At 62.8% G+C, this 24,329-nt stretch carries 21 protein-coding genes; 12 read left to right on the top strand and 9 right to left on the bottom strand.

Going from position 1 to position 24,329, the window contains the following annotated elements; genetic code table 11:
* Positions 1–62: 62 nt before the first annotated feature.
* Both GSQ88_RS24345 and GSQ88_RS24340 read right to left on the bottom strand, forming a co-directional pair.
* On the bottom strand, positions 63–1,619 hold the full coding sequence (locus GSQ88_RS24345; RefSeq protein WP_159010288.1) for a glycine betaine ABC transporter substrate-binding protein: 1,557 nt from the start codon (positions 1,617–1,619) through the stop codon (positions 63–65).
* On the bottom strand, positions 1,616–2,413 hold the full coding sequence (locus GSQ88_RS24340; protein ID WP_159010287.1) for an ATP-binding cassette domain-containing protein: 798 nt from the start codon (positions 2,411–2,413) through the stop codon (positions 1,616–1,618). Before GSQ88_RS24340 ends, GSQ88_RS24345 begins: the two co-directional genes overlap by 4 nt.
* A 328-nt stretch (positions 2,414–2,741) precedes the next feature.
* Here GSQ88_RS24340 and GSQ88_RS24335 point away from each other — a divergent pair, with 328 nt between their 5' ends.
* The 3 genes from GSQ88_RS24335 to GSQ88_RS24325 all read left to right on the top strand — a co-directional run bounded on the left by GSQ88_RS24335 (position 2,742) and on the right by GSQ88_RS24325 (position 5,188).
* Positions 2,742–3,542: an ABC transporter ATP-binding protein gene (locus GSQ88_RS24335; protein ID WP_159010286.1), complete on the top strand. Its 801-nt coding sequence runs from the start codon at positions 2,742–2,744 to the stop codon at positions 3,540–3,542.
* 86 nt (positions 3,543–3,628) lie between these two features.
* Positions 3,629–4,210, top strand: a complete 582-nt coding sequence (locus tag GSQ88_RS24330) for a YbhB/YbcL family Raf kinase inhibitor-like protein (RefSeq protein WP_159010285.1) — start codon at positions 3,629–3,631, stop codon at positions 4,208–4,210.
* 192 nt (positions 4,211–4,402) lie between these two features.
* Positions 4,403–5,188 (top strand): ABC transporter permease, encoded by a 786-nt coding sequence (locus GSQ88_RS24325; RefSeq protein ID WP_159010284.1) that lies wholly within the window; start codon positions 4,403–4,405, stop codon positions 5,186–5,188.
* A gap of 127 nt (positions 5,189–5,315) precedes the next feature.
* Here the strand turns inward: GSQ88_RS24325 and GSQ88_RS24320 are convergent, their stop codons facing one another.
* The gene (locus GSQ88_RS24320) at positions 5,316–5,765 is read right to left on the bottom strand and encodes a cupin domain-containing protein (RefSeq protein ID WP_159010283.1); all 450 of its coding nucleotides are present in this window, start codon (positions 5,763–5,765) and stop codon (positions 5,316–5,318) included.
* 136 nt (positions 5,766–5,901) lie between these two features.
* Between GSQ88_RS24320 and GSQ88_RS24315 the strand changes: the two genes are divergently transcribed.
* From GSQ88_RS24315 to GSQ88_RS24305, 3 genes are all read left to right on the top strand, one after another.
* Positions 5,902–6,942, top strand: a complete 1,041-nt coding sequence (locus tag GSQ88_RS24315; RefSeq protein ID WP_159010282.1) for an ABC transporter substrate-binding protein — start codon at positions 5,902–5,904, stop codon at positions 6,940–6,942.
* A gap of 9 nt (positions 6,943–6,951) precedes the next feature.
* Entirely contained in the window at positions 6,952–7,650 is a 699-nt protein-coding gene (locus GSQ88_RS24310) for an NUDIX hydrolase (RefSeq protein WP_159010281.1), read from the top strand.
* Positions 7,651–7,740: 90 nt separating this feature from the next.
* The gene (locus GSQ88_RS24305; protein ID WP_159010280.1) at positions 7,741–8,709 is read left to right on the top strand and encodes a polyphosphate kinase 2 family protein; all 969 of its coding nucleotides are present in this window, start codon (positions 7,741–7,743) and stop codon (positions 8,707–8,709) included.
* 287 nt (positions 8,710–8,996) lie between these two features.
* Here GSQ88_RS24305 and GSQ88_RS24300 read toward each other — a convergent pair whose 3' ends face one another.
* A complete protein-coding gene (locus tag GSQ88_RS24300) occupies positions 8,997–9,329 on the bottom strand; it encodes a GIY-YIG nuclease family protein (protein ID WP_174248102.1) in 333 nt (110 codons plus the stop codon).
* Positions 9,330–9,722: 393 nt separating this feature from the next.
* Between GSQ88_RS24300 and GSQ88_RS24295 the strand changes: the two genes are divergently transcribed.
* Positions 9,723–11,282, top strand: a complete 1,560-nt coding sequence (locus GSQ88_RS24295) for a 2-isopropylmalate synthase (RefSeq protein ID WP_159010279.1) — start codon at positions 9,723–9,725, stop codon at positions 11,280–11,282.
* Positions 11,283–11,515: 233 nt separating this feature from the next.
* On the opposite strand, the gene bamA is transcribed toward GSQ88_RS24295, so the two are convergent.
* Positions 11,516–14,038: an outer membrane protein assembly factor BamA gene (gene bamA, locus GSQ88_RS24290; protein WP_159010278.1), complete on the bottom strand. Its 2,523-nt coding sequence runs from the start codon at positions 14,036–14,038 to the stop codon at positions 11,516–11,518.
* Positions 14,039–14,202: 164 nt separating this feature from the next.
* Positions 14,203–15,066 (bottom strand): LysR substrate-binding domain-containing protein, encoded by an 864-nt coding sequence (locus tag GSQ88_RS24285; protein WP_159010277.1) that lies wholly within the window; start codon positions 15,064–15,066, stop codon positions 14,203–14,205.
* Positions 15,067–15,175: 109 nt separating this feature from the next.
* Here GSQ88_RS24285 and mdcA point away from each other — a divergent pair, with 109 nt between their 5' ends.
* The 4 genes from mdcA (at position 15,176) to cysK (ending at position 20,341) form a co-directional block, all read left to right on the top strand.
* Complete coding sequence (gene mdcA / locus GSQ88_RS24280; RefSeq protein ID WP_210253879.1) at positions 15,176–16,858, top strand: malonate decarboxylase subunit alpha; 1,683 nt, start codon at positions 15,176–15,178, stop codon at positions 16,856–16,858.
* A 16-nt stretch (positions 16,859–16,874) separates the two neighbouring features.
* Positions 16,875–18,197, top strand: a complete 1,323-nt coding sequence (locus tag GSQ88_RS24275; RefSeq protein WP_210253878.1) for a malonyl-CoA decarboxylase — start codon at positions 16,875–16,877, stop codon at positions 18,195–18,197.
* 136 nt (positions 18,198–18,333) lie between these two features.
* On the top strand, positions 18,334–19,137 hold the full coding sequence (locus GSQ88_RS24270) for an alpha/beta fold hydrolase (protein WP_246784975.1): 804 nt from the start codon (positions 18,334–18,336) through the stop codon (positions 19,135–19,137).
* 154 nt (positions 19,138–19,291) lie between these two features.
* Entirely contained in the window at positions 19,292–20,341 is a 1,050-nt protein-coding gene (cysK, locus tag GSQ88_RS24265) for a cysteine synthase A (protein ID WP_159010274.1), read from the top strand.
* A gap of 69 nt (positions 20,342–20,410) precedes the next feature.
* Here cysK and GSQ88_RS24260 read toward each other — a convergent pair whose 3' ends face one another.
* Positions 20,411–22,201, bottom strand: a complete 1,791-nt coding sequence (locus GSQ88_RS24260; protein ID WP_159010273.1) for a chloride channel protein — start codon at positions 22,199–22,201, stop codon at positions 20,411–20,413.
* Between the two features lie 91 nt (positions 22,202–22,292).
* Between GSQ88_RS24260 and GSQ88_RS24255 the strand changes: the two genes are divergently transcribed.
* On the top strand, positions 22,293–22,736 hold the full coding sequence (locus tag GSQ88_RS24255) for a MarR family winged helix-turn-helix transcriptional regulator (RefSeq protein WP_159010394.1): 444 nt from the start codon (positions 22,293–22,295) through the stop codon (positions 22,734–22,736).
* A 41-nt stretch (positions 22,737–22,777) separates the two neighbouring features.
* On the opposite strand, the gene GSQ88_RS24250 is transcribed toward GSQ88_RS24255, so the two are convergent.
* A complete protein-coding gene (locus GSQ88_RS24250) occupies positions 22,778–23,035 on the bottom strand; it encodes a hypothetical protein (protein WP_159010272.1) in 258 nt (85 codons plus the stop codon).
* Positions 23,032–24,228, bottom strand: a complete 1,197-nt coding sequence (locus GSQ88_RS24245; RefSeq protein WP_159010271.1) for an adenylate/guanylate cyclase domain-containing protein — start codon at positions 24,226–24,228, stop codon at positions 23,032–23,034. Before GSQ88_RS24245 ends, GSQ88_RS24250 begins: the two co-directional genes overlap by 4 nt.
* Positions 24,229–24,329 lie beyond the last annotated feature (101 nt).

Raw genomic sequence — 24,329 nt, 5'->3', positions numbered from 1 at the left:
TCTAAGCAAGAACTGGATTGCGTCGTCGCTTCGCTCCTCGCAATGACGGTTGGGGCCGCTCGCTACTTCCCGACCTGCTCCCACAACCACCGCGCCACCGCGTCCGGCGACGATTGGCCGTCATTGCCGGCGGCGCGCAGATTGGCCTCGCGCATCGCGGAGATGTCGATGCGGCCGAGCAAGGGATGCAGCGCCGCGCGCAACGCCTGATCCTGGGCGCGCTTCGGCGCAACAAGCACGATCGCATCGTAAGGCGGGATCGCGTGTTTGTCGTCGTCGAGCGCGACCAGATCGTACTTCGCGATCAGGCCGTCGCTGGTGTAGCCCGCGATCACATCGACTTCGCCGGAGGCGACCGCGGCATACATGAAGTCCGGCTGCATCTGCCGCTGCGGCCGGAATGCCAGCCCATAGGCTTTCTGGATGCCGGCCCATTCGGGGCGCGAAAAGAATTCATAATCGGCCGCCATCGACATCGCGCTCGCGTGCGACACCAGGTCGCTGATGGAATGAATGCCGAGCGCCTCGGCGCGCTTGCGCGGCATCACCAGCGCGTAGGCGTTGGCAAAACCAAGCTCGCCGAGCAGCGTGATGTTGCGCTGCGCCAGGATCGCTTTGAGTTCGGTGAGCAGTTCCTCGCGCGGCTTGATGTCGCTGTGGTGGAATTGATTGGCCCACAGCGTGCCGGAATAATCGACATAGACGTCGATATCGCCGGTCAGCAGCGCATCGTAGATCACGTTGGAGCCGAGGCCTTCGCGCGTCGAGGCTGACAATCCCGCCGCGCGCAGGCGCTGCGCCACCAGTGCCGACAGCACATATTGTTCGGTAAAGGTTTTTGCCCCCACGATATAGCTCGAGGGCGAGCGCGCCATCGTGGGCACCAGGGTCGCTATCACCAGCGCCGCGATGCCGAGGCCGCCGAGCGCGGTGCGAAGGCGGCTGCGCACGCGAACGCCGGTCTCGATCAGCGCCAGCAATTGATCGACCGCGAGCGCGAGCAAGGCGGCCGATGCGCAGCCGAACAGCACGAACACCCAGTTCTGGGTTTGCAGGCCTGCGAAGATGTAATTGCCGAGGCTGGTCTGGCCGATCGGCGTCGACAGGGTCGCGGTGCCGATCACCCACACCGCCGCGGTGCGGATGCCGGCCATCATCACCGGCAGCGCCAGCGGCAGCTCGACGGTGAACAGCGACTGCGACGGCGTCATGCCGACGCCCTCGGCGGCCTCGAGAATGGCAGGATCGACGCCGCGCAGCCCGGTGATGGTGTTGCGCAGCACCGGCAGCATCGAATAGAGCGCCAGCGCCAGCACGGCGGGCAGAAACCCGAACGCGGAAAAGCCAACGCCGAACCAGGACAGCGACAGCGCGGTGAGCGCCAGCAGCAGCGGATAGAACAGCGCCAACAGCGCCAGCCCCGGCACCGTCTGCACGATGCTGGCAAATCCGAGCAACGTGCTGCGCAGCACCGGCCGGTTGCGCGACGCGACCGCCAGCGGCAGGCTGACCAACAGGCCCAGCGCCAGCGCGGTGACGCTGACCCGCACATGGTTGCCGAGATAATCCGGCAGATGCGTCAACGCCTCGTGCCAGCGCGGATCGGTGAAGAAACTCATGCCGTGCCGTCCCTTGCATCCGGTGGCAACAGCACCTTGAGCCGCTCGGCCTGCCGCCGCGGCGTATGCAGGAGTTCGCCGACATAAGGGTCGTCGCTGCCGGAAAGCTCCGACGGCGTGCCCTGCGCCAGCAGCTTTCCGCTGCGCATCACCGCGATGCGATCGGCCAACAATATCGCCTCGGTCATGTCATGGGTGATCATGACCGTGGTCAGCCCAAGCTTGCGATGCAGCGCGTGATAGTCGTCGCCCAGCGCATCGCGGGTGAGGGGATCGAGCGCGCCGAACGGCTCGTCCATCAGGACGATGCGGGGCTTTGCCGCCAGTGCCCGCGCCACGCCAACGCGCTGGCGCTGCCCGCCCGACAATTCATGCGGTAGACGGTCGCGGTGCTGCGCGCGGTCGAGCCGCACCAGGTCGAGCAGTTCATCGACCCGCGATGAAATTTCGGGAGCCGGCGTACCCAGGAGCTTTGGCGTGATCCCGATATTGCCGGCGACGCTGATATGCGGAAACAGCCCGCCATTCTGGAATACATAGCCGATGCGGCGGCGCAACCGGATCGGATCGGCGGCGCGCACATCCTCGCCCTCGACGGTGATGTGGCCGCTATCGGCATCGATCAGCCGGTTGGCCAGCCGCAGCAGCGTGGTCTTGCCGGAGCCGGAGCCGCCGACAATCGCCAGGAATTCGCCCTCGGCAACCTCAAGCGAGACGTCGCTGACGGCCTGAACCCGCCCACCGTCAAAGCTCTTGCCGACATGCGCGTAGGCGATCAAAGGCGGGGTGGGCATGCAGTGAGGTCTCTATTCTTTCTTACCCTCCCCTGGAGGGGGAGGGTCGTCTCGCATGAGCGCAGCGAATGCGAGACGGGGTGGGGTGGCAAAGCGAGGAATGAGGCGTCAGCGTCACGATCCGTCGCATCGCCACCCCACCCCGCCGCTCATTTCATTCGCGTCGACCCTCCCCCTCCAGGGGAGGGTGAAGATCGGTCCAAACCGGCGACATAGGTAACAGATTAGACCGACGACATAGGTATCACGTCGGCGGCCTGCGTTGAACTTATCCTTCGTAACCGCTAAGGCATCACTCAAACATTGGAGGGGGATGGTGGATACGGTAATGCCAACGGCGGTCGCGCTGGACGATGCGACGGTGGCGTTTCGGCTGGCCGGTGACCGGGTCTATATCGCGGTCGAAAAGGCCAATCTCTCTGTCGCGCATGGCGAGTTCGTCGCCATTGTCGGGCCGACCGGCTGCGGGAAGTCGACACTGCTCAATATCGCCGCCGGGCTGCTCAAGCCGGCCTCGGGGGCTGTGCGGATTTTCGATACGCCTTTGGTCGGCCTCAACCCGCAGGCCGGCTATCTGTTTCAGGCCGATGCGCTGTTTCCGTGGAAGACCGTGATCGACAATGTCGCGATCGGGCTGGAGATCACAGGCACAGCTCGCAGCGAAGCGCTGGCGCGGTCGCAGAAATGGCTCGAGATGGTCGGGCTCGGCGGCTTCGCCGGCCGCTATCCGCATATGCTGTCGGGCGGCCAGCGCAAGCGCGTCGGCCTCGCCCAGGTCTTGATCCGCGATCCCAAGATCCTGCTGATGGACGAGCCGTTCGGGCCGCTCGATGCGCAGACCCGGCAGATCATGGGAAATCTGCTGCTGGAGCTGTGGAACGCGGATCGCAAGGCGGTGTTGTTCGTGACCCACGATCTCGAAGAGGCGATCGCGCTGGCGGACCGCGTGGTGATCATGTCGGCGGGGCCGGGCGCGCGCATCATCGGCGACTGGCGCGTGCAACTTCCGCGACCGCGCGATATCATGGAGGTCCGGCTGGACAAGGAATTTCACTCACTTCATCGTGAGATTTGGAGTGTTCTCAAGGATGAAGTGTTGAAGGGTTACGCGCAATCGGCGACAGGTTGAGTTGCCGGATGTGGCGAAACACCACTCCGATATTCGATAATTCCAACGCTCAGAAACCCCAACATTCAAGAACAAAGGGAGATGTCATGCTGGTACGCGGTTCACTTCTGGCTTTCGCCGTCACGCTCGCCGCCGTTACGCCTGCAGTCTTGGGCGGCACTCACGCTGCCAACGCGCAGGCCGCGTTCACGCTGTCGTCGCCCGACTTCAAGGACGGCACGCGGCTCGCGACCAAGAACGCCGGCAACAACAAGTCCAATCCCAATTGCGTCGGCGAGAATATTTCGCCGGCGCTGTCGTGGAGCGGTGTGCCCGAAGGCACCAAGAGCCTGGCGCTCTTGATGTTCGATCCGGAAGGGCGTCCGCCCGGCGGCGTCAGCCATTGGGTGGCCTATGGCATTGCGCCGACGGTGACCGGTTTCGCCGAGGGCGAAGTGTCGAAAGCGAGCGACAAATATGTCGGCGGCACCAGCACGCAGGGGGTCGGCAATTATTCCGGGCCCTGCACGCCGGCCGGCGCGCCGCATCACTACACGTTCACGCTGATTGCCACCGATCTCGAACCGTCGGCGCTCGCCCCGGGCCTGAAGCGGGACGAACTGATCAAGGCGCTCGACGGCCACGCCAAGGTCGCGACCGGCTTGATCGGGTTGTTTTCGAAGCCGTAAGGAGCTCTGCTCCCCTCCCCCTTGCGGGGAGGGGTCGGGGGTGGGGGTCAACACAGACTGAATCTCGTCAGCCGCCCTTCAGCATCCGAACATGAACGCGTCATACCTGATCGAAACAGATCCGCCATCCTTGTGGACCCCCACCCCCGACCCCTCCCCGCAAGGGGGAGGGGAGCAGAAAGAGCCGTGTCGATGTCACGCCTGATGCTTCTTGCCTGCCAGTTGATGGTCGCCGTGGTCGTGATCGGGCTTTGGCAATTGCTCGCGAGCGTGCCGGTGTTCGGCCGCGTGCTGCTGCCGCCGTTCTTCTTTTCCAATCCGGTCGACGTCGGCAGCCAGATCGTCGACTGGTTTGTCAGCGGCATCATCTGGAAGCATCTGGCGATCACGCTGTGGGAATCGATCCTGGCTTTCGCGATCGGCTCGCTCGGCGGCGTCGCGGTCGGCTTCTGGTTCGCGCGCCAGCCGCGGGTCGCCGCGATCTTCGATCCCTATGTGAAAATGGCCAACGCGCTGCCGCGCGTGGTGCTGGCGCCGATCTTCACATTGTGGCTTGGGCTCGGCATCTGGTCCAAGGTCGCGCTCGGCGTCACGCTGGTATTTTTTATCGTGTTCTTCAACGTCTATCAGGGTGTCAAGGAAGTCTCCCGGACCGTGCTCGATAACGGCCGCATGCTCGGCATGAACGAGGGCCAGTTAATGCGGCATGTCTATTGGCCGTCGGCGCTGTCGTGGATGTTTTCCTCGCTGCACACCTCGGTGGGCTTTGCGGTGGTCGGCGCCGTCGTCGGCGAATATCTGGGATCGGCCGCCGGCCTCGGCTATCTGATCCAGCAGGCCGAAGGCACCTTCGACGTCGCCGGCGTTTTCGCAGGCATGTTCGTGCTGTCCGCGTTTGTCATCCTGATCGATATCGGGGTGACGATGGTGGAGAAGCGCCTTTTGGTGTGGCGCCCGGCGGTCGAGGGCAGGGGGTAGAGACCGTCATTGCGAGGAGCACTTGCGACGAAGCAATCCAGTCTTGCTTGGAGCAATGGATTGCTTCGCGGAGCCTGTCATCGGGCGGGCATTCGCCCGACCCGGTGGCTCGCAATGACGATTAACTTCAGTTCAGCATCTTCGTATCATCCGGCGCCTGTGGCGGGGTCTTGATCGCGATCGCTTTCAGCGGGCGGCCATCCGGCTTGGTGCCGCCATGCGCGGTGCCCTTTGGGATCACGATGAGGTCGCCGGGCTTGACCGAAACTTCCTTGTCGCCGAGCCAGATCGTTCCGGTGCCCTCGAGGATGTACTGGATCTCGTTGGTGTTGGGATGCAGGTGCTTGCCGACATTGCCGTCCTGAATCGAGATGGTGGCGCCCTCGGCCGAGACGAACATCTTGGAATGCATGCCGCCGGCGTTGGCCGGGCCCAGCGCGTCGCCGGAAAAATCGCCGGTATGGATGATCTGCGGCATGATGCTCTCGGCCGCGATGGCCGGACGCAGTAGGTGCGTCACGCCGCAGCCGGCGGCAAACGCAAGCGCGATCGAGAGTGCGGTGGCGGTACGATTCATGGATAGTTCTCCCTTGTTTTATGGTTTCTTGTCGCGAGAGCGTATTTGACCTGACGATGCTTGGCCAGCGCACCAAAGTCGCCTTCTCAAGCCGCACGCGCTGCTCTATCCTGCGGCCGATCGAGTGGAGGAAATCATGAGAGCGATGGTTGGCCGGCTGGCCGGGATGCTGTTGGCGCTGCTGTTGGGTTCAGGGCTCGGCTCGGATCCCGCCGCGGCACAAAGCAAGATCACGATCGCGGTCGGGGGCGGCGCCTGCCTGTGTTATCTGCCGACCGTGCTGGCCAGGCAACTCGGTGAATTCGACAAAGCAGGGCTCGCGGTCGAACTGGTCGATCTGAAGGGCGGCTCGGATGCGCTCAGGGCCGTGCTCGGCGGCAGCGCCGACGTGGTGTCCGGCTATTTCGACCACTGCGTCAATCTCGCGGCCAAGAAGCAGGAACTGAGGGCGTTCGTGGTGTATGACCGCTATCCGGGCCTGGTGCTGGTGGTATCGCCCTCGCATAACGGCGAAATCAAATCGATCAAGGATCTCGCCGGCAAGAAGGTCGGCGTCAGCGCGCCGGGCTCCTCGACCGATTTCTTCCTGAAATTTCTCTTGAAGAAAAACGGCCTCGATCCGGCCGGCACTTCCGTGATCGGCGTCGGCCTCGGGGCGACCGCGGTCGCGGCGATGGAGCAGGGCCAGATCGATGCGGCGGTGATGCTCGATCCGTCGGTCACGGTGCTGCAAGGCAGCCATCCTGATTTACGAATCCTCAGCGATACGAGGACGCAAAAGGATACGCTCGACATGTTCGGCGGCGAATATCCGGGCGGCGCACTCTACAGCACGACGGCGTGGGTTGCCGCCCATGACAAGGAAGTCCAGGGCCTGACCAATGCGATCCTGAATACGCTGGCATGGATTCATTCGCATTCGGCCGAAGAGATCATGGAGAAGATGCCGCCGGAGATCGTCGGCAAGAACAAGGAGCTTTATCTGGCGGCGCTGAAGAATACGATTCCGATGTATTCGGAAACCGGCAGGATGGATCCCAAGGGCGCCGACGCTGTGCTCGCGGTGTTCAGCGAGGGCTCGCCGGAAGTCGCCAAGGCCAATATCGATGTCACCAAGACCTATACCAACCAGTTCGTCGAGCAGGCCAAGAAGACCACGGGGATGAATGCGAAGTAGACATCGTTGATGACGCCGCCGGTCATTCATCGCGTCACGGCGCTTGATCTGCCGGTGCGGCCATGGTCCTGGCCGTTCGCGCAAGCAAAGCGCGCCGAGATCGATGCGCATTTCGCAGCCGAGCAGCGCAAGCGGCCGGCGCTGTGGAACGGCCGCGTGCTGCTGGGACGCCATCCGCATTTTTCGAGCGATCGCCTCGTCGCCGATTATTTCGAGACCGATTTTGCCAGCTTCCTGGCGTGGCGGGACTGGGGCTTTCCGGACAACGGCGTGTTCAACGGGTTTGGCATGGGGGCGCTGCTCAGCAACGACGGGGCGTTTGCGCTCGGCGAAATGGCGGATCACACGTCCAATGCGGGACGGATCTATTTTCCCTCGGGCACGCCGGATCTGGATGATGTACGGGGCGGCAGACTGGATATCGAAGGCAGCGTTAGCCGCGAGATCGAGGAGGAAACCGGTCTTCGGCCGGGCGATTATCGCGCCGAGCCGCATTGGGATTGCGTCGCCACCGGCGTTGCGATCGCTGCGATCCGGATCCTGCATGTCGACATGACCGGCGAGGCGCTGCGCGCCCGCATCGAGGCCAATCTCGCTCGTCAAAAGGAGCCAGAACTGACCAGGATCCATCTGGTGCGTGGACGGGGCGATCTCAGCGCGGCGATGCCGCGCTTCGTCACGGCCTATCTCGATCGGCAATTCTCTTAAGGAAGCGGCTCGTTCACGTCGTCGCGAGGAGCTACACTGACGCCGATTCCGTCCACGCCGTAGCGCTTCGCGAATACAGGAAATTTCAACATGGACAACAAACCTTCACCCGCTTTCGCGGCAGACCTGAAACGCTTCGTGGCGCCGTTTCGCGTCGATGGTTCGAGCGAGTTCCACCTGAAATCGCACAAGACCGCGGAGAAGGGCGGTCTCGACAAGGACAAGGGCTCGAAGATCATCGAGACCAATCGCAAGCGGTTGAATGATTTTCAGGAGAAGCTTTACGCCCAGGATCGCTGGTCGCTGCTGCTGGTCTTCCAGGGCATGGACGCCGCCGGCAAGGACAGCGCGATCAAGAGCGTGTTCGACGGCGTCAACCCGCAGGGATGCGAGGTCACCTCGTTCAAGCAGCCGTCGAGCCACGAACTCGAACACGATTTCCTGTGGCGCAGCACGGTGGCGCTGCCGAAACGTGGCCGCATCGGCATCTTCAACCGCTCCTATTACGAAGAATGCCTGGTGGTGCGGGTGCATCCGGAAACCCTCGCCAAGCAAAAAATTCCGGCAAAACTGGTCACCCGGAACATCTGGCGCGAGCGGTTCGAGGACATCTCCGCGTTCGAGCGCTACCTCGCACGCAACGGCACCGTGATCCTGAAGTTTTTCCTCAACGTCTCGAAAGAAGAGCAGCGCGAACGCTTCCTCGACCGGCTCGACGAGCCCCCCAAGAACTGGAAGTTCTCGATGGCCGATATCAACGAGCGCGGGCACTGGGGAAAATACCAGGCCGCCTATCAGGAAGTCATCCGGCACACCGCCAGCCGCGCCGCGCCGTGGTTCGTGGTGCCGGCCGACCACAAATGGTTCGCGCGGGTGGTGATCGGTTCGGCCATCGTCAGCGCGCTGGACGGGCTCGACCTGAAATTCCCCAAGGTGGACACGGCCATGCTGGAGGAGTTCAGGGTGGTGCGCAAAGCCCTGGAGGACGAGGACAAGAAGCCGGCAGTGGTGAAGAAGGCGGTGGCGAAGACGGCCGGCGCGAAGGAGGCGTCCAAATAGTTCGTCATGGCCGGGCTCGTCCCGGCCATCCACGTTCTTGGGCAACTGTTATTTCCGTAGCCGTCGTCACCAATGCTGTAGCTCCCAGAATCTGACTCAAAAAGAAGCGAATGAAATAGGGCTTTTCCAGCAATCTCGCCCGGGCTTGTCCCGGGCATCCACGCCTTGGGTGCGTCAGACAAGAAGGAAGGACGTGGATGGCCGGGACGAGTCCGGCCATGACGAAAAAAGGAGCGCTTAAATAAATGGAGCAAGGCCGAAAACGCTAGGCGTTTTTCGGCCAGACTTCAGATAATCGTCTCGTACAAATCGTTCCATTCGGGATTGTTGGCCAGTATCAATCTTACTTTCCATTTGCGTGACCAATGCTTCATGTTGTGTTCGCGCTGGATCGCAACCTGAATTGTCTCGTGGTGCTCGAAGTAGACGAGGCGCTTGATCAAATATTTTTTGGTAAAGCCAGTGACCAGCCCGTTTCGGTGCTCGTAAGTTCGCCGCACAAGATCGTTCGTCACCCCGATATACAAGATGCCGTTCGGTGCACTCGCTAGGATATATACGTATCCACCCAACACGCCCCGATAGTGAAGTACGTGGATGCCCGGCACAAGGCCGGGCATGACGGAGAGACGAATTAGGTCAGCCTTTCTGACCATCTTCTGGCCATCTTTTGGCATTGCGGCGGCGGCGCTTTCTCGTCTAGAACGGGGCACGAAACGCGTCGCCGGCAACAAACCGTCAATGGTTTTGGCCGAGAATGCGGTTTCCCAAGGGTCTGGCAATGCTGACGAACAGCGACATGGTTGGAGTTCATGGTGGGGCGGCGCAAGCCGTTGGTCCCCAGAACGCTCCGGCTGCGTTCCTGCCCACCCTGATTATTGGCGGGCTTCTGCTTCTTATCGGCCCCTGAGGGCCGTCTGGGCGCTGTGCGCCTGGGCACTCAGGGGTAGGCGAGACCGACAGAAACCCCTCAGCGCCTGGAACGACGGCGCATCAGCCAAAGGAACTCTCCCATGACTTCAGCGAAAAAGTCCGACAAGGACCGCGTCATCATATTCGACACCACCCTGCGCGACGGCGAACAATGCCCGGGCGCCACCATGACGTTCGAAGAAAAGATCGAGATCGCCGAGATGCTCGACGATATGGGCGTCGACGTCATCGAGGCCGGTTTCCCCATCACCTCCGAAGGCGATTTCCAGGCGGTCAGCGAGATCGCCCGGCGTTCGAAGAATTCGGTGATCGCGGGGCTGTCGCGTGCCAATCCAAAGGATATCGACCGCTGCGCCGAAGCGGTGAAATTCGCCCGGCGCGGCCGCGTTCATACCGTGATCGCGACCTCGCCGCTGCACATGCGCGTCAAGCTCAACATGACGCCGGAGCAGGTGATGGAGCTGTCGATCGCCAACGTCGCCCGCGCCCGCAACCACATCGACGACGTCGAATGGTCGGCCGAAGACGCCACCCGCAGCGAGATGGACTACCTCTGCCGCATCGTTGAGGCCGTGATCAAGGCCGGCGCCACCACGGTCAATCTTCCCGATACCGTCGGCTACACCACGCCGGAGGAATACACCCACTTCATGCGCACCTTGATCGAGCGGGTGCCGAACTCCGACAAGGCGGTGTTCTCGGTGCATTGCCATAACGACCTCGGTATGGCGGTAGCGAATTCGCTGGCCGGCATCGCCGGCGGCGCGCGCCAGATCGAATGCACCGTCAACGGGATCGGCGAGCGGGCGGGCAATGCCGCGCTCGAGGAAGTCGTGATGGCGATCAACGTCCGCAACGACAAATTCCCGTGGTGGAACCAGATCGACACCACCATGCTGACGCGGGCCTCGAAATTGGTGTCGGCGGCGACTTCGTTTCCGGTGCAGTACAACAAGGCGATCGTCGGCCGCAACGCCTTCGCGCATGAGAGCGGCATCCATCAGGATGGCGTGCTGAAGGACGCCTCGACCTACGAGATCATGCGCCCTGAGATGATCGGCCTGAAGAAGTCCTCGCTGGTGCTCGGCAAGCATTCCGGGCGTCATGCCTTCGTGCACAAGCTGGAGGAGATGGGCTACAAGCTCGGCGCCAACCAGCTGGAAGACGCGTTCGTGCGGATGAAGGCGCTGGCCGATCGCAAGAAGGATATCTATGACGAGGATATCGAGGCGCTGGTCGATCAGGAAATCGCGGCCTCGCATGACCGCATCAAGCTGACCTCGCTGACGGTGATCGCGGGCACCCACGGGCCACAGCGCGCCACCATGAAGCTCGATGTCGACGGCCAGATCAAGATCGAGGAAGCCGAAGGCAACGGTCCGGTCGATGCGGTCTTCAACTGCATCAAGGCGCTGGTGCCGCATGAGGCCAAGCTGGAACTCTACCAGGTTCATGCGGTCACCGAAGGAACCGACGCGCAAGCCGAAGTGTCGGTGCGGCTCGCCCATGAGGGCCGCTCGATGACCTCGAAGGCGTCCGATCCGGATACGCTGGTGGCCTCCGCCAAAGCCTATCTCGGCGCACTCAACAAGATCGTCATGAAGCACCAGCGCGACGTGCCGGCGCAAGCGGCGAGCTGATCGCTCGTTCTGCTCGCGGAGTTCAGCCCACCTCTCCCCATCGGGGAGAGGTCGAAATTCGCAAAGCGAATTTCGGGTGAGGGGCTGAGGGAAACGAGAGACCGTAACCCCTCACCCGAATTGCGCCGGACGATGCTTCGCATCGCCGGAGCAATTCGACCTCTCCCATCCAACTCGGGCATGCCCGAGTTGGATGGGAGAGGTGAAGCGAGAATCTGCGCTGCACGGTTCAATCAGAACGACGTGCCGCCGCCGAATTTGAACTGCTGCACGACGTCGTATTTGCCCTGGGTGATCGGGATCGCATAGTCGAAGCGCAGCGGGCCGAACGGAGACGCCCAGATCAAGCCGATGCCGACCGACGAACGGACGACGTTGCTGTCATCATATACCATCGCGCACGAGCAATACTTGCCGTTGACCAGGCCATTGATTTCACCGGTGGCGGCATTCGAGGTCGGCCCCTGATAATCCCACAGCGATCCCGCGTCAGCATAGACCGCGCCCTTGAGGCCGACTTCCTTCGGCAGGAACCAGAACGGCATCTGGAATTCCATTGACGCACCCCAGTATTTGGTACCGCCGAGCGCATCGCCCGTCCCCGTGAAGGGGAAGAAGGTGAGATCGCGCGGCCCGATACCGTTGGGTGCAAAGCCGCGGACCAGATTGGGTCCCATCTGGAAGTTGTCCAGCATGCGAAGCGGGCTGCTACCCACTTGGTTCAGGGTACCGGCCTGCACGTGGACGATGCCGACGATGTCGGCGACCAGCGGCGCGTAATACTTCCCATCGATGGTGGACTTCAGGTAACTGACGTCGCCACCAACGCCGGCGAAGTCCTGCTTGAAGTCGAGCAGCAGGCCGTCGGTCGGGTTCTTGTTGTTGTCCAGCGTGTTGTAGTTCAGCGTGTAGCCGACCGACGAAACCCATTCCGCGCCCTGTGTCAGCTCCTCGCGAACCGGTAGCGACGATTCACCGTCCGCCAAACAGCCCGGCACGAAGCCATTCTGACTGTTGCCGGTCGGGTCGACGCCGCCCAAGACTTGATTGATATAGGTCGGCGTCGGCAGGAAATTCGGTCCGGCCAAATTGTCGCAATTGTCGAGCGTGGACGGCAGCGTGATGGACTGCTGATAGAGCGAATAGCGCAGTTGCAACGACAGATCCTCGCGCAGCGCAAATCCCAATCGCGGCGAGAAGCCGATGGTCGTGGTGCCATACGAAATATCGTCGTTGGCAAGCTGCTGGCGATAGTACACGTCAAGCCCGGCGGCGACGCGGTAGTCCAGGAGATACGGCTCGACGAACGACAGCGACACACCGCGTGCGTATTCGCCGTAGGTGACTGATGCCTTTGCGAACAGGCCGCGGCCGAGGAAGTTCTTCTCGGAAATACTGACCTCGGCCAGCGGGCCGTCGGTGGTCGAGTAACCGCCGGATACCGAGAAGTCGCCGGTGGACTTTTCCTCCAGATCGACAATGAGCACCACCCGATCGCTCGATGAGCCAGGTTCGGTCGTGATCTTGACGGTCTTGAAGAAGTCGAGGTTTTTCAGGCGGCGTTCGGCGCGATCGACCAGCGCGCGATTATAGGCATCGCCCTCGGAAATATCGAATTCGCGGCGGATAACGTATTCTCGGGTACGCGTGTTGCCCTTGATGTTGATGCGCTCGATGTAGGTCCGCGGGCCTTCGTCGATGGTAAAAATGATCGAAACGGTATGTGCCTCGAAATTGCGGTCGCCACGCGGCTTCACCACGGCGAAGGCATAACCGCGTCGCGACGCCTCGATCTGCATTTCCTCGACGGATTTCTCGAGCGCCTCGGCGTTGTAGAGCGATCCGACATAGACCCGCGAGAAACTCGATAGTGTATTGCCGTCGAGCGTGGCGATGCTGGACTGGAAGTTGACGGAGGCAACCCGATACTGCTGGCCTTCCTCGATCTTGAAGCTGACCAGAAAACCCTTCTTGTCCGGATCATATTCGGTCAGCGCGGCCACCACCTGCACATCGGCGAAACCGTGGCTCAGGTAAAAGCGACGGATCAGGTCGCGGTCGGCCTCGATGCGGTCCTGATCGTAGACGTCGTTACCGCCGAGGAAGCTCAGCAGGTTCGACTCGCGGGTCTTGATGACGTCCTTGAGGCGATAGGACGAATAGGCGACGTTGCCGATGAACTCGATCGATTTGATGCCGGTCTTCTCACCCTCGGTGATGGTGAAGATCAGGTCGATCCGATTGTTCGGCTGCTCGATGATCTCAGGCGTAACGTGAACATCATAGCGGCCGGAGTGGCGATAGATCTCTGCGATACGCTCGGCATCGGACTGCACCATCGGTCGCGAAAACGTTCCGCGTGGCTTGGACTGCACTTCCGCCGAAAGCTGCTCGTCCTTGACCTTCTTGTTGCCTTCGAAGGCAACGCGCCCGATCACCGGATTTTCAACGACGCTCACCACCAGATGGCCGTGGACGTTGTTGATTTTGACGTCCTGGAACAGGCCGGTCTCGATCAAGGCCTTCAGGCCGTCATCGATCGTGCCCTGGTCAAGATGTCCATCGGACCCGGGCTTGAAATAGGAGCGGATGGTCTCGACTTCGACGCGACGGTTGCCTTCGACTTCGATCGTGGCCACGGTTTGCGCGGCGGCAGGCGAAGACATCACCATGGCGGCCAGCGTGCCAGCCACCGGCGCGGCGAACAGAAGCAGAGTGGCCAGCAGGCCTCCCCGTACTCGCATTCCAACATTCATCCGCAACGCGCCCTTGCTGCCCCAGATGGCAACTACTGGGCAGTTGTGGCCAAAAAATCTTCAAACGATTTCTGATCGTTTCCGATCGCGTAACGTAATGTTCGCAGCAGCAATGAAGCGACGATCGACATCAAGCTCAACGCGCATTGGAATGAGAAAAGGTCTCAACCGATGGCCGGTCGAACCAGAGCCTGGCCGAGCGAGAACAGCACCGCGGCGAGCGCCGACGCTGCGGCGTCGGGCCGCTTCCTTTCGTAGATCGCAGACTCGAGATCCGGCAAAGCCGGCAAGCCGCTTTCGACGCCGAGCACGCGAAGTCCGGCAGTAACCGCGCTTGCCGGAAGTGGCGTGATCGCGAGACCGGCCAGCGCGGCAGCGCGGACCCCGGTCAGGCTGGGGCTGGTGTAGACGATCTGCCATGTCCATTCGCTGTCGCGTAGCGCCGTCAGCGCCGCGTCGCGTGTGACCGAACGCTCGCGATATAGCGCCAATGGCAGCGCGGCATCCGCGACAAGTTCGAATGTTTCCGCAGCGGCCCATACCATCGGCTCCCGCCACATCAAGCGTCCCCTCGATGTCCCCCGCGGGCGCTTGGCGAGCACCACATCCAGTTTCCCGGCGTCGAGTTGCTCGATCAGCGGCGCGCTGACGCCGATCTGGACTTCAAGCTTCACATTCGGATGCGAACTGGCGAACCGGCCCAGGGCCAGCGGCAACGAACCGCTAGCGACTTCCTCGACCGCGCCAAGGCGCACGGTGCCTGACAGAGGCGGGGCGGCCAGGCGGCGGCGCGCGGCTTCTTCCAGTTGCAACAGGCGGCGGGCATCACCCAGCAGCATCTCGCCGTCATCGGTCAGGGCGACCGTTCGGGTGGTGCGGCGAAACAGCGGCCGCTTGGTGATGAGCTCGAGCCGTTTGATCTGCTGGCTCACGGTGGATTGCGTGAGGTTGAGCTGTTCGGCGGCGCGGTGGAAGCCGCCGCATTCCGCCACCGCAACAAACGAGCGCAGCAGTTCGAATTCCATCATGGCGATTGATCCAATTATACGATCAATCATATTACAAAATATCGCTTCTGTAATCAATCCGGCAGGCCTAGGTTTTGGTCGTGAAATGGCAACGCTAGAGGAGATGACGATGACAGCAGCATCGGGGAAGCGCGCCGCGAACCGCAGTGAACGGTTGGCCAGGGCCGCCGCGATATGCGGCGCCGGCTCGAAGATCTGTCCGCCGCAGCGGACCACGGAATTGCTCGAGGCGGTCATCGAGCCCGGCGACCGGGTCGCGATCGAAGGCGACAACCAGAAGCAGGCCGACTTCCTCGCAGCAAGCCTCGCCAAAGCCGATCCGGCGCGCCTGCATGATCTGCACATGGTGCAGTCGGTGCTGGCGCTATCAGATCATATTGCCGTGTTCGAGCGGGGCATCGCCAACCGGCTGGATTTTTCCTTTGCCGGCCTGCAAAGCCGCAAGCTGGCCGAACTGGTCGCGTCCGGCTCGCTGAAGATCGGCGCGATCCACACCTATCTCGAACTCTATGCCCGCATGCTGGTGGATCTGACGCCGCGCGCGGCGCTGGTCGTCGCCGACAAGGCCGACCGGCACGGCAACCTCTATACCGGGCCGAACACCGAAGACACGCCCGTGATCGTCGAGGCCACGGCGTTCAGCGGCGGCGTCGTGGTGGCGCAGGTCAATGAGATCGTCGACCATCTGCCGCGGGTCGACATTCCCGGCGGCTGGGTGGATGTCGTGGTGCAGAGCCCGACGCCTTATGCGATCGAGCCCTTGTTCACGCGCGATCCCGCCAAAATTCGCGAAGACAAGATCTTGATGGCGATGATGGCGATCGCCGCGGTCTACGAGCCCTACGAAATCCGCCGGCTCAATCACGGCATCGGCTATGCGACCGCGGCGATCGAATTGATCCTGCCGACCTTCGGCGCCGCGCGCGGCCTCAAGGGCAAGGTCGCAACCAACTTCGTGCTCAATCCGCACCCGACGCTGATCCCGGCGATCGAGGCCGGCTTCGTCGAGGGGGTCTATTGCTTCGGATCCGAGCTCGGAATGGAGCGCTATGTGTCGCAACGCGCCGACATCTTTCCCGTCGGCGCAGACGGCAATCTGCGATCGAACCGCGCGTTGGCCCAGGTGGCCGGCCAATATGCCTGTGACCTGTTCGTCGGCGCGACCCTTCAGATCGATGCCCAGGGCAACAGTTCGACGGCAACCAAGGGACGGATCGCAGGCTTCGGCGGCGCGCCCAACATGGGCGCCGATGCGCGAGGGCGCCGGCATTCCAGTCCGGCCTGGCTGCGCGCAGGCCAGCAGGCGGGCGACACGACACGCGGCCGCAAGCTCGTCGTGCAGATGGTCGACACCCGCCAGCCGGACGGCACGCCGAGCTTCGTGGAGCGGCTCGACGCGGTCGACCTCGCAGCGTCGGCGGGATTCGCCGTGCCGCCGGTGATGGTCTATGGCGACGACGTTACTCACGTTATCACCGAAAAGGGCGTTGCAAATCTTTTGCTGTGCCGTTCGCTGGCGGAACGGGAAGGGGCGCTGCGCGCCATCGCGGGCGACACTGAGTTCGGCCAAGCGCAGTCGCCGGACATGACACGCGAGCTGCGCGCACGCGGCATCGTGATGCTGCCATCCGACCTCGGCATCGACGTGAGGGATGCCAGGCGCGAGCTGCTCGCGGCGCAAACCATCGACGATCTCGTGACCGCGTCCGGCGGCCTGTACGCGCCGCCGGCCAAATTCCGCAAGCATGCCACGGCCGGCGCAGAAGCCGGCAAGCCCGGCACGGCCAGTTGAGCCAGAGGAGAGTGAAATGACACCGAATGTTGTGGAAACATCGACCGCTGCGACTGGCCAACTCGGCCGCGCCGAAGCGCTTGCGACGTCGCTGCTGTCGCAACGCGGCGAAGCCTCCGGTGCGGCGATCGCCCGCCAACTGCACGACGTGCTTCGCAAGCTTGCCGCGGAGGATCGCCGGAAGTTTCAGCGATTTCTCGCGACCGGCTTTACGCCCGATGCAACGCACCTTCGTGCTGCGGCGGAGACTTATCTGTCGCAGCCGTCGGCCGAAGCCGCCGCGTCGCTGGCGCAGGCCGCCGATCCGCCGCGGCAGGAACTGTTGCGACGGATGAACATGGCTCCCGGCGGCACCAGCGCCCTGGTGGCCATGCGCAAGGAAATCGACGGACGTTTGCGCGCGGAGCCGGAACTGCGGCCGCTCGACAGCGATCTCAAGCATCTGTTCGCGTCATGGTTCAACCGCGGCTTTCTGCAACTGCGCCGCATCGACTGGCGCTCTCCGGCCGTCGTGCTCGAAAGACTGATCGCCTATGAAGCGGTGCATGAGATCCATGGCTGGGACGATCTGAGACGCCGGCTGGCGCCGGACCGTCGCTGCTTTGCCTTCTTTCACCCGGCACTGCCGGACGATCCCCTGATTTTCGTGGAAGTGGCGCTGGTCGAGGGATTGGCCGGCGCCGTTCAGCCGCTGTTGGTCCAGGAGGGTGACGACGATGCCGCCCGCGAACGGGCCTCGCGCGCCGACACCGCGATCTTTTATTCGATCTCCAATTGTCAGGACGGTTTGCGCGGAATCTCTTTCGGCAATTTCCTGATCAAGCAGGTGGTCGAGGAGTTGAAGGCTGAACTGCCGCATCTTCGTCAGTTCTCGACATTGTCACCGGTGCCGGGATTCCGGCGATGGCTGACCCGGCGCGCCGCAGCGAACGACGATCCCGCGATCGCAGCGCTGGCCCGAACCGAGACCGGTCCCGGATGGCTCGAAATCGCGAGAGGCGATCCATCGCTGAAGCAGACCATCATGCGCGTCTGCGCAAGCTATTTGACCCGCCGCGCCTCGGCCGAGGATCGCGCTGATCCGGTGGCGCGCTTTCATCTGGGAAACGGCGCGCGCCTGGAACGGATCAACTGGCTCGGCAACACCGCAGCCCGCGGCATCGCGGAATCGTTCGGCATCATGGTGAACTACCTCTATGATGTCGCCACGATCGAGCGCAACCATGAGGCGTTCGTCAATGACGGAACGGTGATGCGTGCCGCCGAGGTCGATGCGCTGCTGGCCGCCGATCCGGTTTCGACGCCGAACCAGGGGTCTCACGCAGTCACGACGCCGTGACATTCGCGTAACAATGCTGCTCCGGCTTTCGAACATAGAGACAAGAAAAGCCTGGGCGAGAAGCTCTCATGAAGCGACCGAGGACGGCAAAATTTCAGAGATAGCCAACTCCAACTTGACGCAAAGGATGACTGATATGACGAGCCCAGACGATGTTCGCAACGCGCATGCCATGAACAGACGCGCATTCGTGGGCGTGGTGGCCGCGGGCGCCGCCACCACACTTCTTGCGGGCCATGCCGCTGTCGCCGCACCCGCACCGAAGGCCCGCAACGTCGTTCTCGTGCATGGGCTGTTCGCCGACGGCTCATGCTGGTCCGAGGTGATCGCGCGATTGCAGAAGGCGGGGCTCAATGCCACCGCCGTGCAAAACCCGTTGACGACGCTGCCGGAGGCGGTCGCTTCGGCGGAGCGCGTGCTGGCGCGGCAGGATGGTCCGACCGTGCTGGTCGGGCATTCGTTCTCCGGAATGATCGTGAGCGAGGCCGGGATGCATCCGAACGTCTCGGCGCTGGTTTATGTGGCGGCGCGGGCGCCGGACGCGGGCGAGGATTACACCGCACTGGCCAAGACCTATCCGACGCCGCCGGCGTCCGCCGGCATCGTGTTCGACGGCGACGAAGGACGTCTCAGCGAAGCAGCCTTCCTGCGCGATTTCGCCGGCGACCTGCCGGAAGCCAAGGCGAAAGTGCTCTATGCGGTGCAGCAGCCATTCCAGAAGGCGTTGCTTGCCGGCAAGACCACGCAGGCGGCCTGGCGCTCGAAGCCGAGCTTCTACGCGGTTTCGACCGAAGACCGCACCATCAACCCCGATCTCGAACGCTTCATGGCCAAGCGCATGGGCGCCAAGACCATCGAGGTGAAGGCGAGCCATCTCGCGCTGATCTCGCACCCCGACGAGATCGCGAAACTGATCCTGGAGGCCGCCGGGCAGGGCTAGACGAAGGATGACGCGAACGCGCCGATCCGCAAAGCCTGCGCTATCGGCGCTGTCAGCGGTTTTGAACCGCGCGGCGCCCCGCCTGACATAAGACGATAGCGTTATGATCTGCATTGGTGCAGGTTGCGCCAAAGGCAATGTCGGGAGAGCCATCATGGGACGGAAATATCAGAGTATCCTTGAGACGATTGGCAATACACCGGTGGTGCGGATCAATCGGCTGGCGCCCAAGGGCGTCAATCTTTTTGTCAAGATTGAAGCTTTCAACCCGCTCGGCTCGGTCAAGGACAGGCTGGCTCTGGGCGTGATCGAGGCGGCGGAAAAATCCGGAGAGCTGAAGCCCGGCCAGACGGTGGTCGAGGCCACCAGCGGAAATACCGGAATTGGCCTCGCCATGGTCTGCGCCGCCAAGGGATATCCGCTCGTGATCACCATGGCGGAGCCGTTCAGTGTCGAACGGCGCAAGCTGATGCGGTTCCTCGGCGCCAGGGTGATCGTGACGCCTGCCGCGGAACGTGCCGTGGGCATGATCAACAAATGCATCGAGCTGGCCAAGGCGCACGGCTGGTTCATGACCCGGCAATTCGAGAATGAAGCCAATCCGGAGATTCACGCGCGCACCACGGCGCGCGAGATTCTTGACGATTTTGCCGGAGATCGGCTGGACTATTGGGTGACGGGGTATGGCACCGGCGGCACGTTGAACGGCGTCGCCCGGGTGCTGGCCAAGGAGAGCCCGGCAACCAAGATCATCGTGTGCGAACCGAGCGATGCCCAGCTATTGGCCAGCGGCATCGCGCAGTCGCGCAACCCCGACGGTACGCCGGCGGCGGCGCATCCGACGTTCAAGCCGCATCCGATGCAGGGCTGGACACCGGACTTCATTCCGAAGATTGCCGGCGACGCGGTGGCGATGGACGTCATCGACCAGATTCTTCCCATAGCCGGACCCGATGCCATCAAGTGCAGCCAGGATCTCGCGAAACAAGAAGGCATCTTCGTCGGAATCACCTCGGGCGCTACCTTCGCCGGCGCGCTCAAGATCGCGGCCGAAGCCGAAAAAGGCGCGAACATTCTTTGCATGCTGCCGGACACCGGCGAGCGCTATCTGAGCACGCCGTTGTTCGCGGACGTGTCGGCGGATATGAACGCGGAAGAACTCGAGATCTCGCGTTCCACGCCGGGCGCCCAGATCAAGGTCTGATCTCGCCGGCCAAATTTAGAACGCGGCGCCCTCGGCGTCGCGTTTTGCGTCAGGAGGGTCGATCCGGAATCATCCGCGCCCGAACCGAAAGAACGAGGTGGTCTCGCTTTCTTCGGCTTGCAGCTTGGCGCGCACCCGCATCAGATCCTTCCAGCCGATATATCCGACCAGCCGCCGATCCTCGCGCGAAATCACCGGAAGGTGCGCGACGTTGACCTGCGAGAGGCGGTCGGCGAGACCCGCCAGATATTCGTCCGGATAGGCAAAGGTGATCTTGCCGCCCGCAAGCAGCGCGTGCAGCGTGGTGGTGCGGTGCTTGCCCGCCCGCCGCCAGCGCAGCACCGATGGCGGGTCGATGATGCCAAGCACGTGCTCGTTTTCATCCACCACCGGGAAGCTCGGGTGATTTGTCCGCGGGTTGGTGAGGAACGCCGCGGCATGGTGCAGCGTCATGGTGGACGGCACGGTCTCGACATCCGTGGTCATGACCTCGCGCACCTGGGTCAGCGCAAACGGATCGATGCGATATTCGCGCACCAGATGGTGGCCGCGCCGCGCCACCTTCTCGGTCAGGATCGAGCGTCGCATCAAGAGAACGGTCACGGCATGGGCGGTGCCGCAGGCCGCGATCAGCGGCAGCAGCACATGCGTATTGCCGGTCAGTTCGACGGCGAAGAATGTCGCGGTCAGCGGCGAGCGCATGGTGCCGCCCATGGTCGCGGCCATCGCCAGCAGCGCCCAGAAGCCGGGGCTCGCCTGCGGCAGATAGAAACTGAGCGCGGTGCCCATGGCGCCGCCCATGATCAAGAGCGGCGCCAGCACGCCGCCTGACGTGCCGGAGCCGAGCGCGACCGACCAGATGATCGCCTTGACGACCAGCAACAACAGGGCTGCCTTCGGCACGATGTCGCCTTGCAGCATCCCCGAAATATTGTCGTATCCGACGCTGAGGGCGTGCGGGTCGACCAGGCCGCCGATGCCGACCACCAGGCCGCCGATCAGCGGCCACCACATCCAGTGGATCGGAAGTTTGAGGAAAAGATCTTCGCAGCCATAGACCATTTGCGTCAGAACGCCGGACAACAGCCCCGCGAGAATTCCGACCAGCACCCACGCGCCAAGCTGAAGCAGCGAAATCTCCACGCTGCCGCCGAACGGAAACAGCGGCGCCGGCATATGAAGAAAGCTTCGCTCCACCATGGCGACGACGGCGGCGACGGTGACCGGAATGAAGCTGCGTGGCGTCCATTCGAACAGCAGCAATTCGACCGCGAGCATGATGGCAGCGATCGGTGTCCCGAACACGGTGGTCATGCCGGCCGCGGCACCCGCCACCAGCAATGTCTTGCGCTCGTTGTCGCTGACCGGAAGCATCTGCGCGATCAGCGAGCCGATCGCGCCGCCGGTCATGATGATCGGGCCTTCGGCGCCGAACGGGCCGCCGGTGCCGATCGCGATCGCCGATGAAAGCGGCTTGAGAATGGCGACCTTGGCATCGAGCCGGGAGCGGCCCAGCAGGATCGCCTCGATGGCTTCGGGGATGCCGTGGCCACGGATCTTCTCGCTGCCGAAGCGGGCCATCAGGCCGATGATGAGCGAGCCGACCACCGGCACGCCGACGGCCCAGAGGCCGAGCGGCGAGTCCTGCAACCTCACTTCGGCGACACTGAAGCGGCCGAAATAGGCGATGTTGGTGGCAAGCTTGATCAGCTGAAGCAGGCCGACCCCGGCCAGCACACCCGCGGTCGCCACGATCACGGCAATTCCCGCAATCACCAGCACACGCGGGTTGGTGGTGAAGTCGCCGAGATGGTGACCGGCTTTGACGGGAATCTTCGATTTGGCGGAAAGAACGCTCATGGGGATGCTGGCCTAGAATAGGGAAATGATGCTGTCCTTTTATATCGCATTGCGATATAATCAAGCTCGATCAGGAAGCCGAATGGCAGCAATGAAAAAACGCGAGAAACCCTCTGCTGGAGGCCGCCAACGACTGCCGACGCAGGCGGATTATGAGGCGCTGTCCGAGTTCCGCTACCAGATCCGCTGTTTCCTGGAATTCAGCCAGGATGCCGCCAAGGCTATCGGGCTGGTGCCGCAACAGCATCAGGCACTGCTGGCGATCCGGGGCTATCCGGGCGGCGCGCCGGTTGCGATCGGCGATCTCGCTGAACGGTTACGCGTCAAGCATCACACCGCGGTGGGGCTGATCGATCGGCTGGTTGCTGCGGAACTGGTCAAGCGTGTCGTCGATCCAGCCGATCATCGGCGCATTCTACTGAAGCTGACGCGCCGGGCCGAGAAATATCTGGCCGATCTGTCCGCCGCGCATCTGGGTGAATTATCTCGAATCGAGCCGTTGCTGACACAGATTTTTTCCCGATACGCGAAATAGGGGAAAAAAGGCGCCGCGATGCGGCGTCCGTTTCGCAGCGGTCAGCGATTGATTTGATCTGCATTTTCCGGGCGGATCGCCGGCCAGACGTTACCGTTGGGCGCGACGTATTTTCCGGTCTTTTCGCAGGCGGCCAACCTGAACGAATCGTAGCAGGCGTTGCGCGGTGCGCCCCATCGCGTGACGCAATTGAGCGCTCGCTCGCGGCACGATGCGCTCCCAACTTCGAACGGTACCAAAAAGTAAAACACGAAGATCACCACAGAGAGAACGATTTTCATTTTCGCCTCCTCGATCACCGCAGCGTTGGCTCTCCCGGGGTCAGGATCGGCATCGGCTTGTCGAGCCCGCGCAAGGTGTGCTCGCCGAGCGGCTGCCACGGACACGCCACCACATCGGCAAAAGGCCCGGTCGCGAGAACCGGATGGCCCAGCGTCTTGGTGAGGTCCTGCACGCGAACGACTTCGTTGACCGCGGATCCGACCAGGGTGAATTGCAGACGTTCGGGCACCCCGACATTGCCGTAGATGACCTCGCCGAGGTGAAGCGAGATGCCGAAATCGAATGCGAGGTCGGCCTCCGCAGTTGATGGCAGGCCGAGCCGGCGGCGCGCTTCGTTGGCGGCCGCGAGCGCCCGGCCGCAGGCCTCCTCGGGCGCGCCCTCGATGCGAAACAGGCCAAGAACCGCGTCGCCGATCAGCGAGACCACTTCGCCGCCGTGATCCAGTACTGAAGCTGCGGTCATCTCGAAATAGCGGCCAAGCAGATCAAGGAAGGCCTCGGCCGAGAGCCGGTCGGAAAGTTCCGTCGAGCGGCGCAGATCGCTGTACCACAAGGCGGCGGTGATCTTTTCTCCGTCGCCGCGCCGGATCGAGCCGTTGAGCACGGCCTGGCCGGCGCGCTTGCCGAGATAGGCGTGCGCGATGTTCTGCGCGACGTTGCGTTCGATCTTCGACTTCAGCGCGATGCCGAGTTCGCGGGTCACGCGCTGCAATTGCACGATTTCGCCATCGGTAAACCCGGACGCGCGGTCGCCGAGCCAGGAACAGATGATACCGGTTTCACTCACGCGATCGAAGCCCACCCGGAAGGCAATATAATCGGTGCCGCCCATCGCGCGTAATTCATCGAGCATATCGAAATCCAAGAGCGCCGTGTCACCGGTCAGCCGACGACGAAACGCCGGCAGCCGGTGGGCCAGAATATGACCGAGCGGGCCGCGCACGAACCGATCATTTCCGCTCTCTTCAGGACGAAAATGTTCGACGACGACGCCCTTCCCGGCCGTCCAGTTCAGCGTGCTGGCGTCATAGAGCGGGTGCAGCACCCGGAAGGCCACATGGAAGCGCGCCAGCGGCAGGCCGACGCCACGCAGGCGCAGGCACAATTCGTTGCAGAGTGTCGCGGGCTCGGAATCCTGCAACGCCTCATCGGCCAGCCACTCGACGATGGCGTTGCCCAAAACTTCCGTCTCTGTCGCTTGCTGCTCCATGGCACGAAACTATAGCCGAGTTTCCAGGCGCCGCCAGCGATGTGAGCGCCGCCAGCAGTGGCGATGGTTGCCGGCAACCCTCGCCCGGCATCGCGGCAAGG

Origin of the sequence: Bradyrhizobium sp. S69 (assembly GCF_009766005.1) — a bacterium.
In the GTDB taxonomy this organism is placed as follows: Bacteria; Pseudomonadota; Alphaproteobacteria; order Rhizobiales; family Xanthobacteraceae; genus Bradyrhizobium.
The sequence above is the reverse complement of the archived record's forward strand: the minus strand, read 5'-3'. Positions and strand labels throughout refer to the sequence as shown.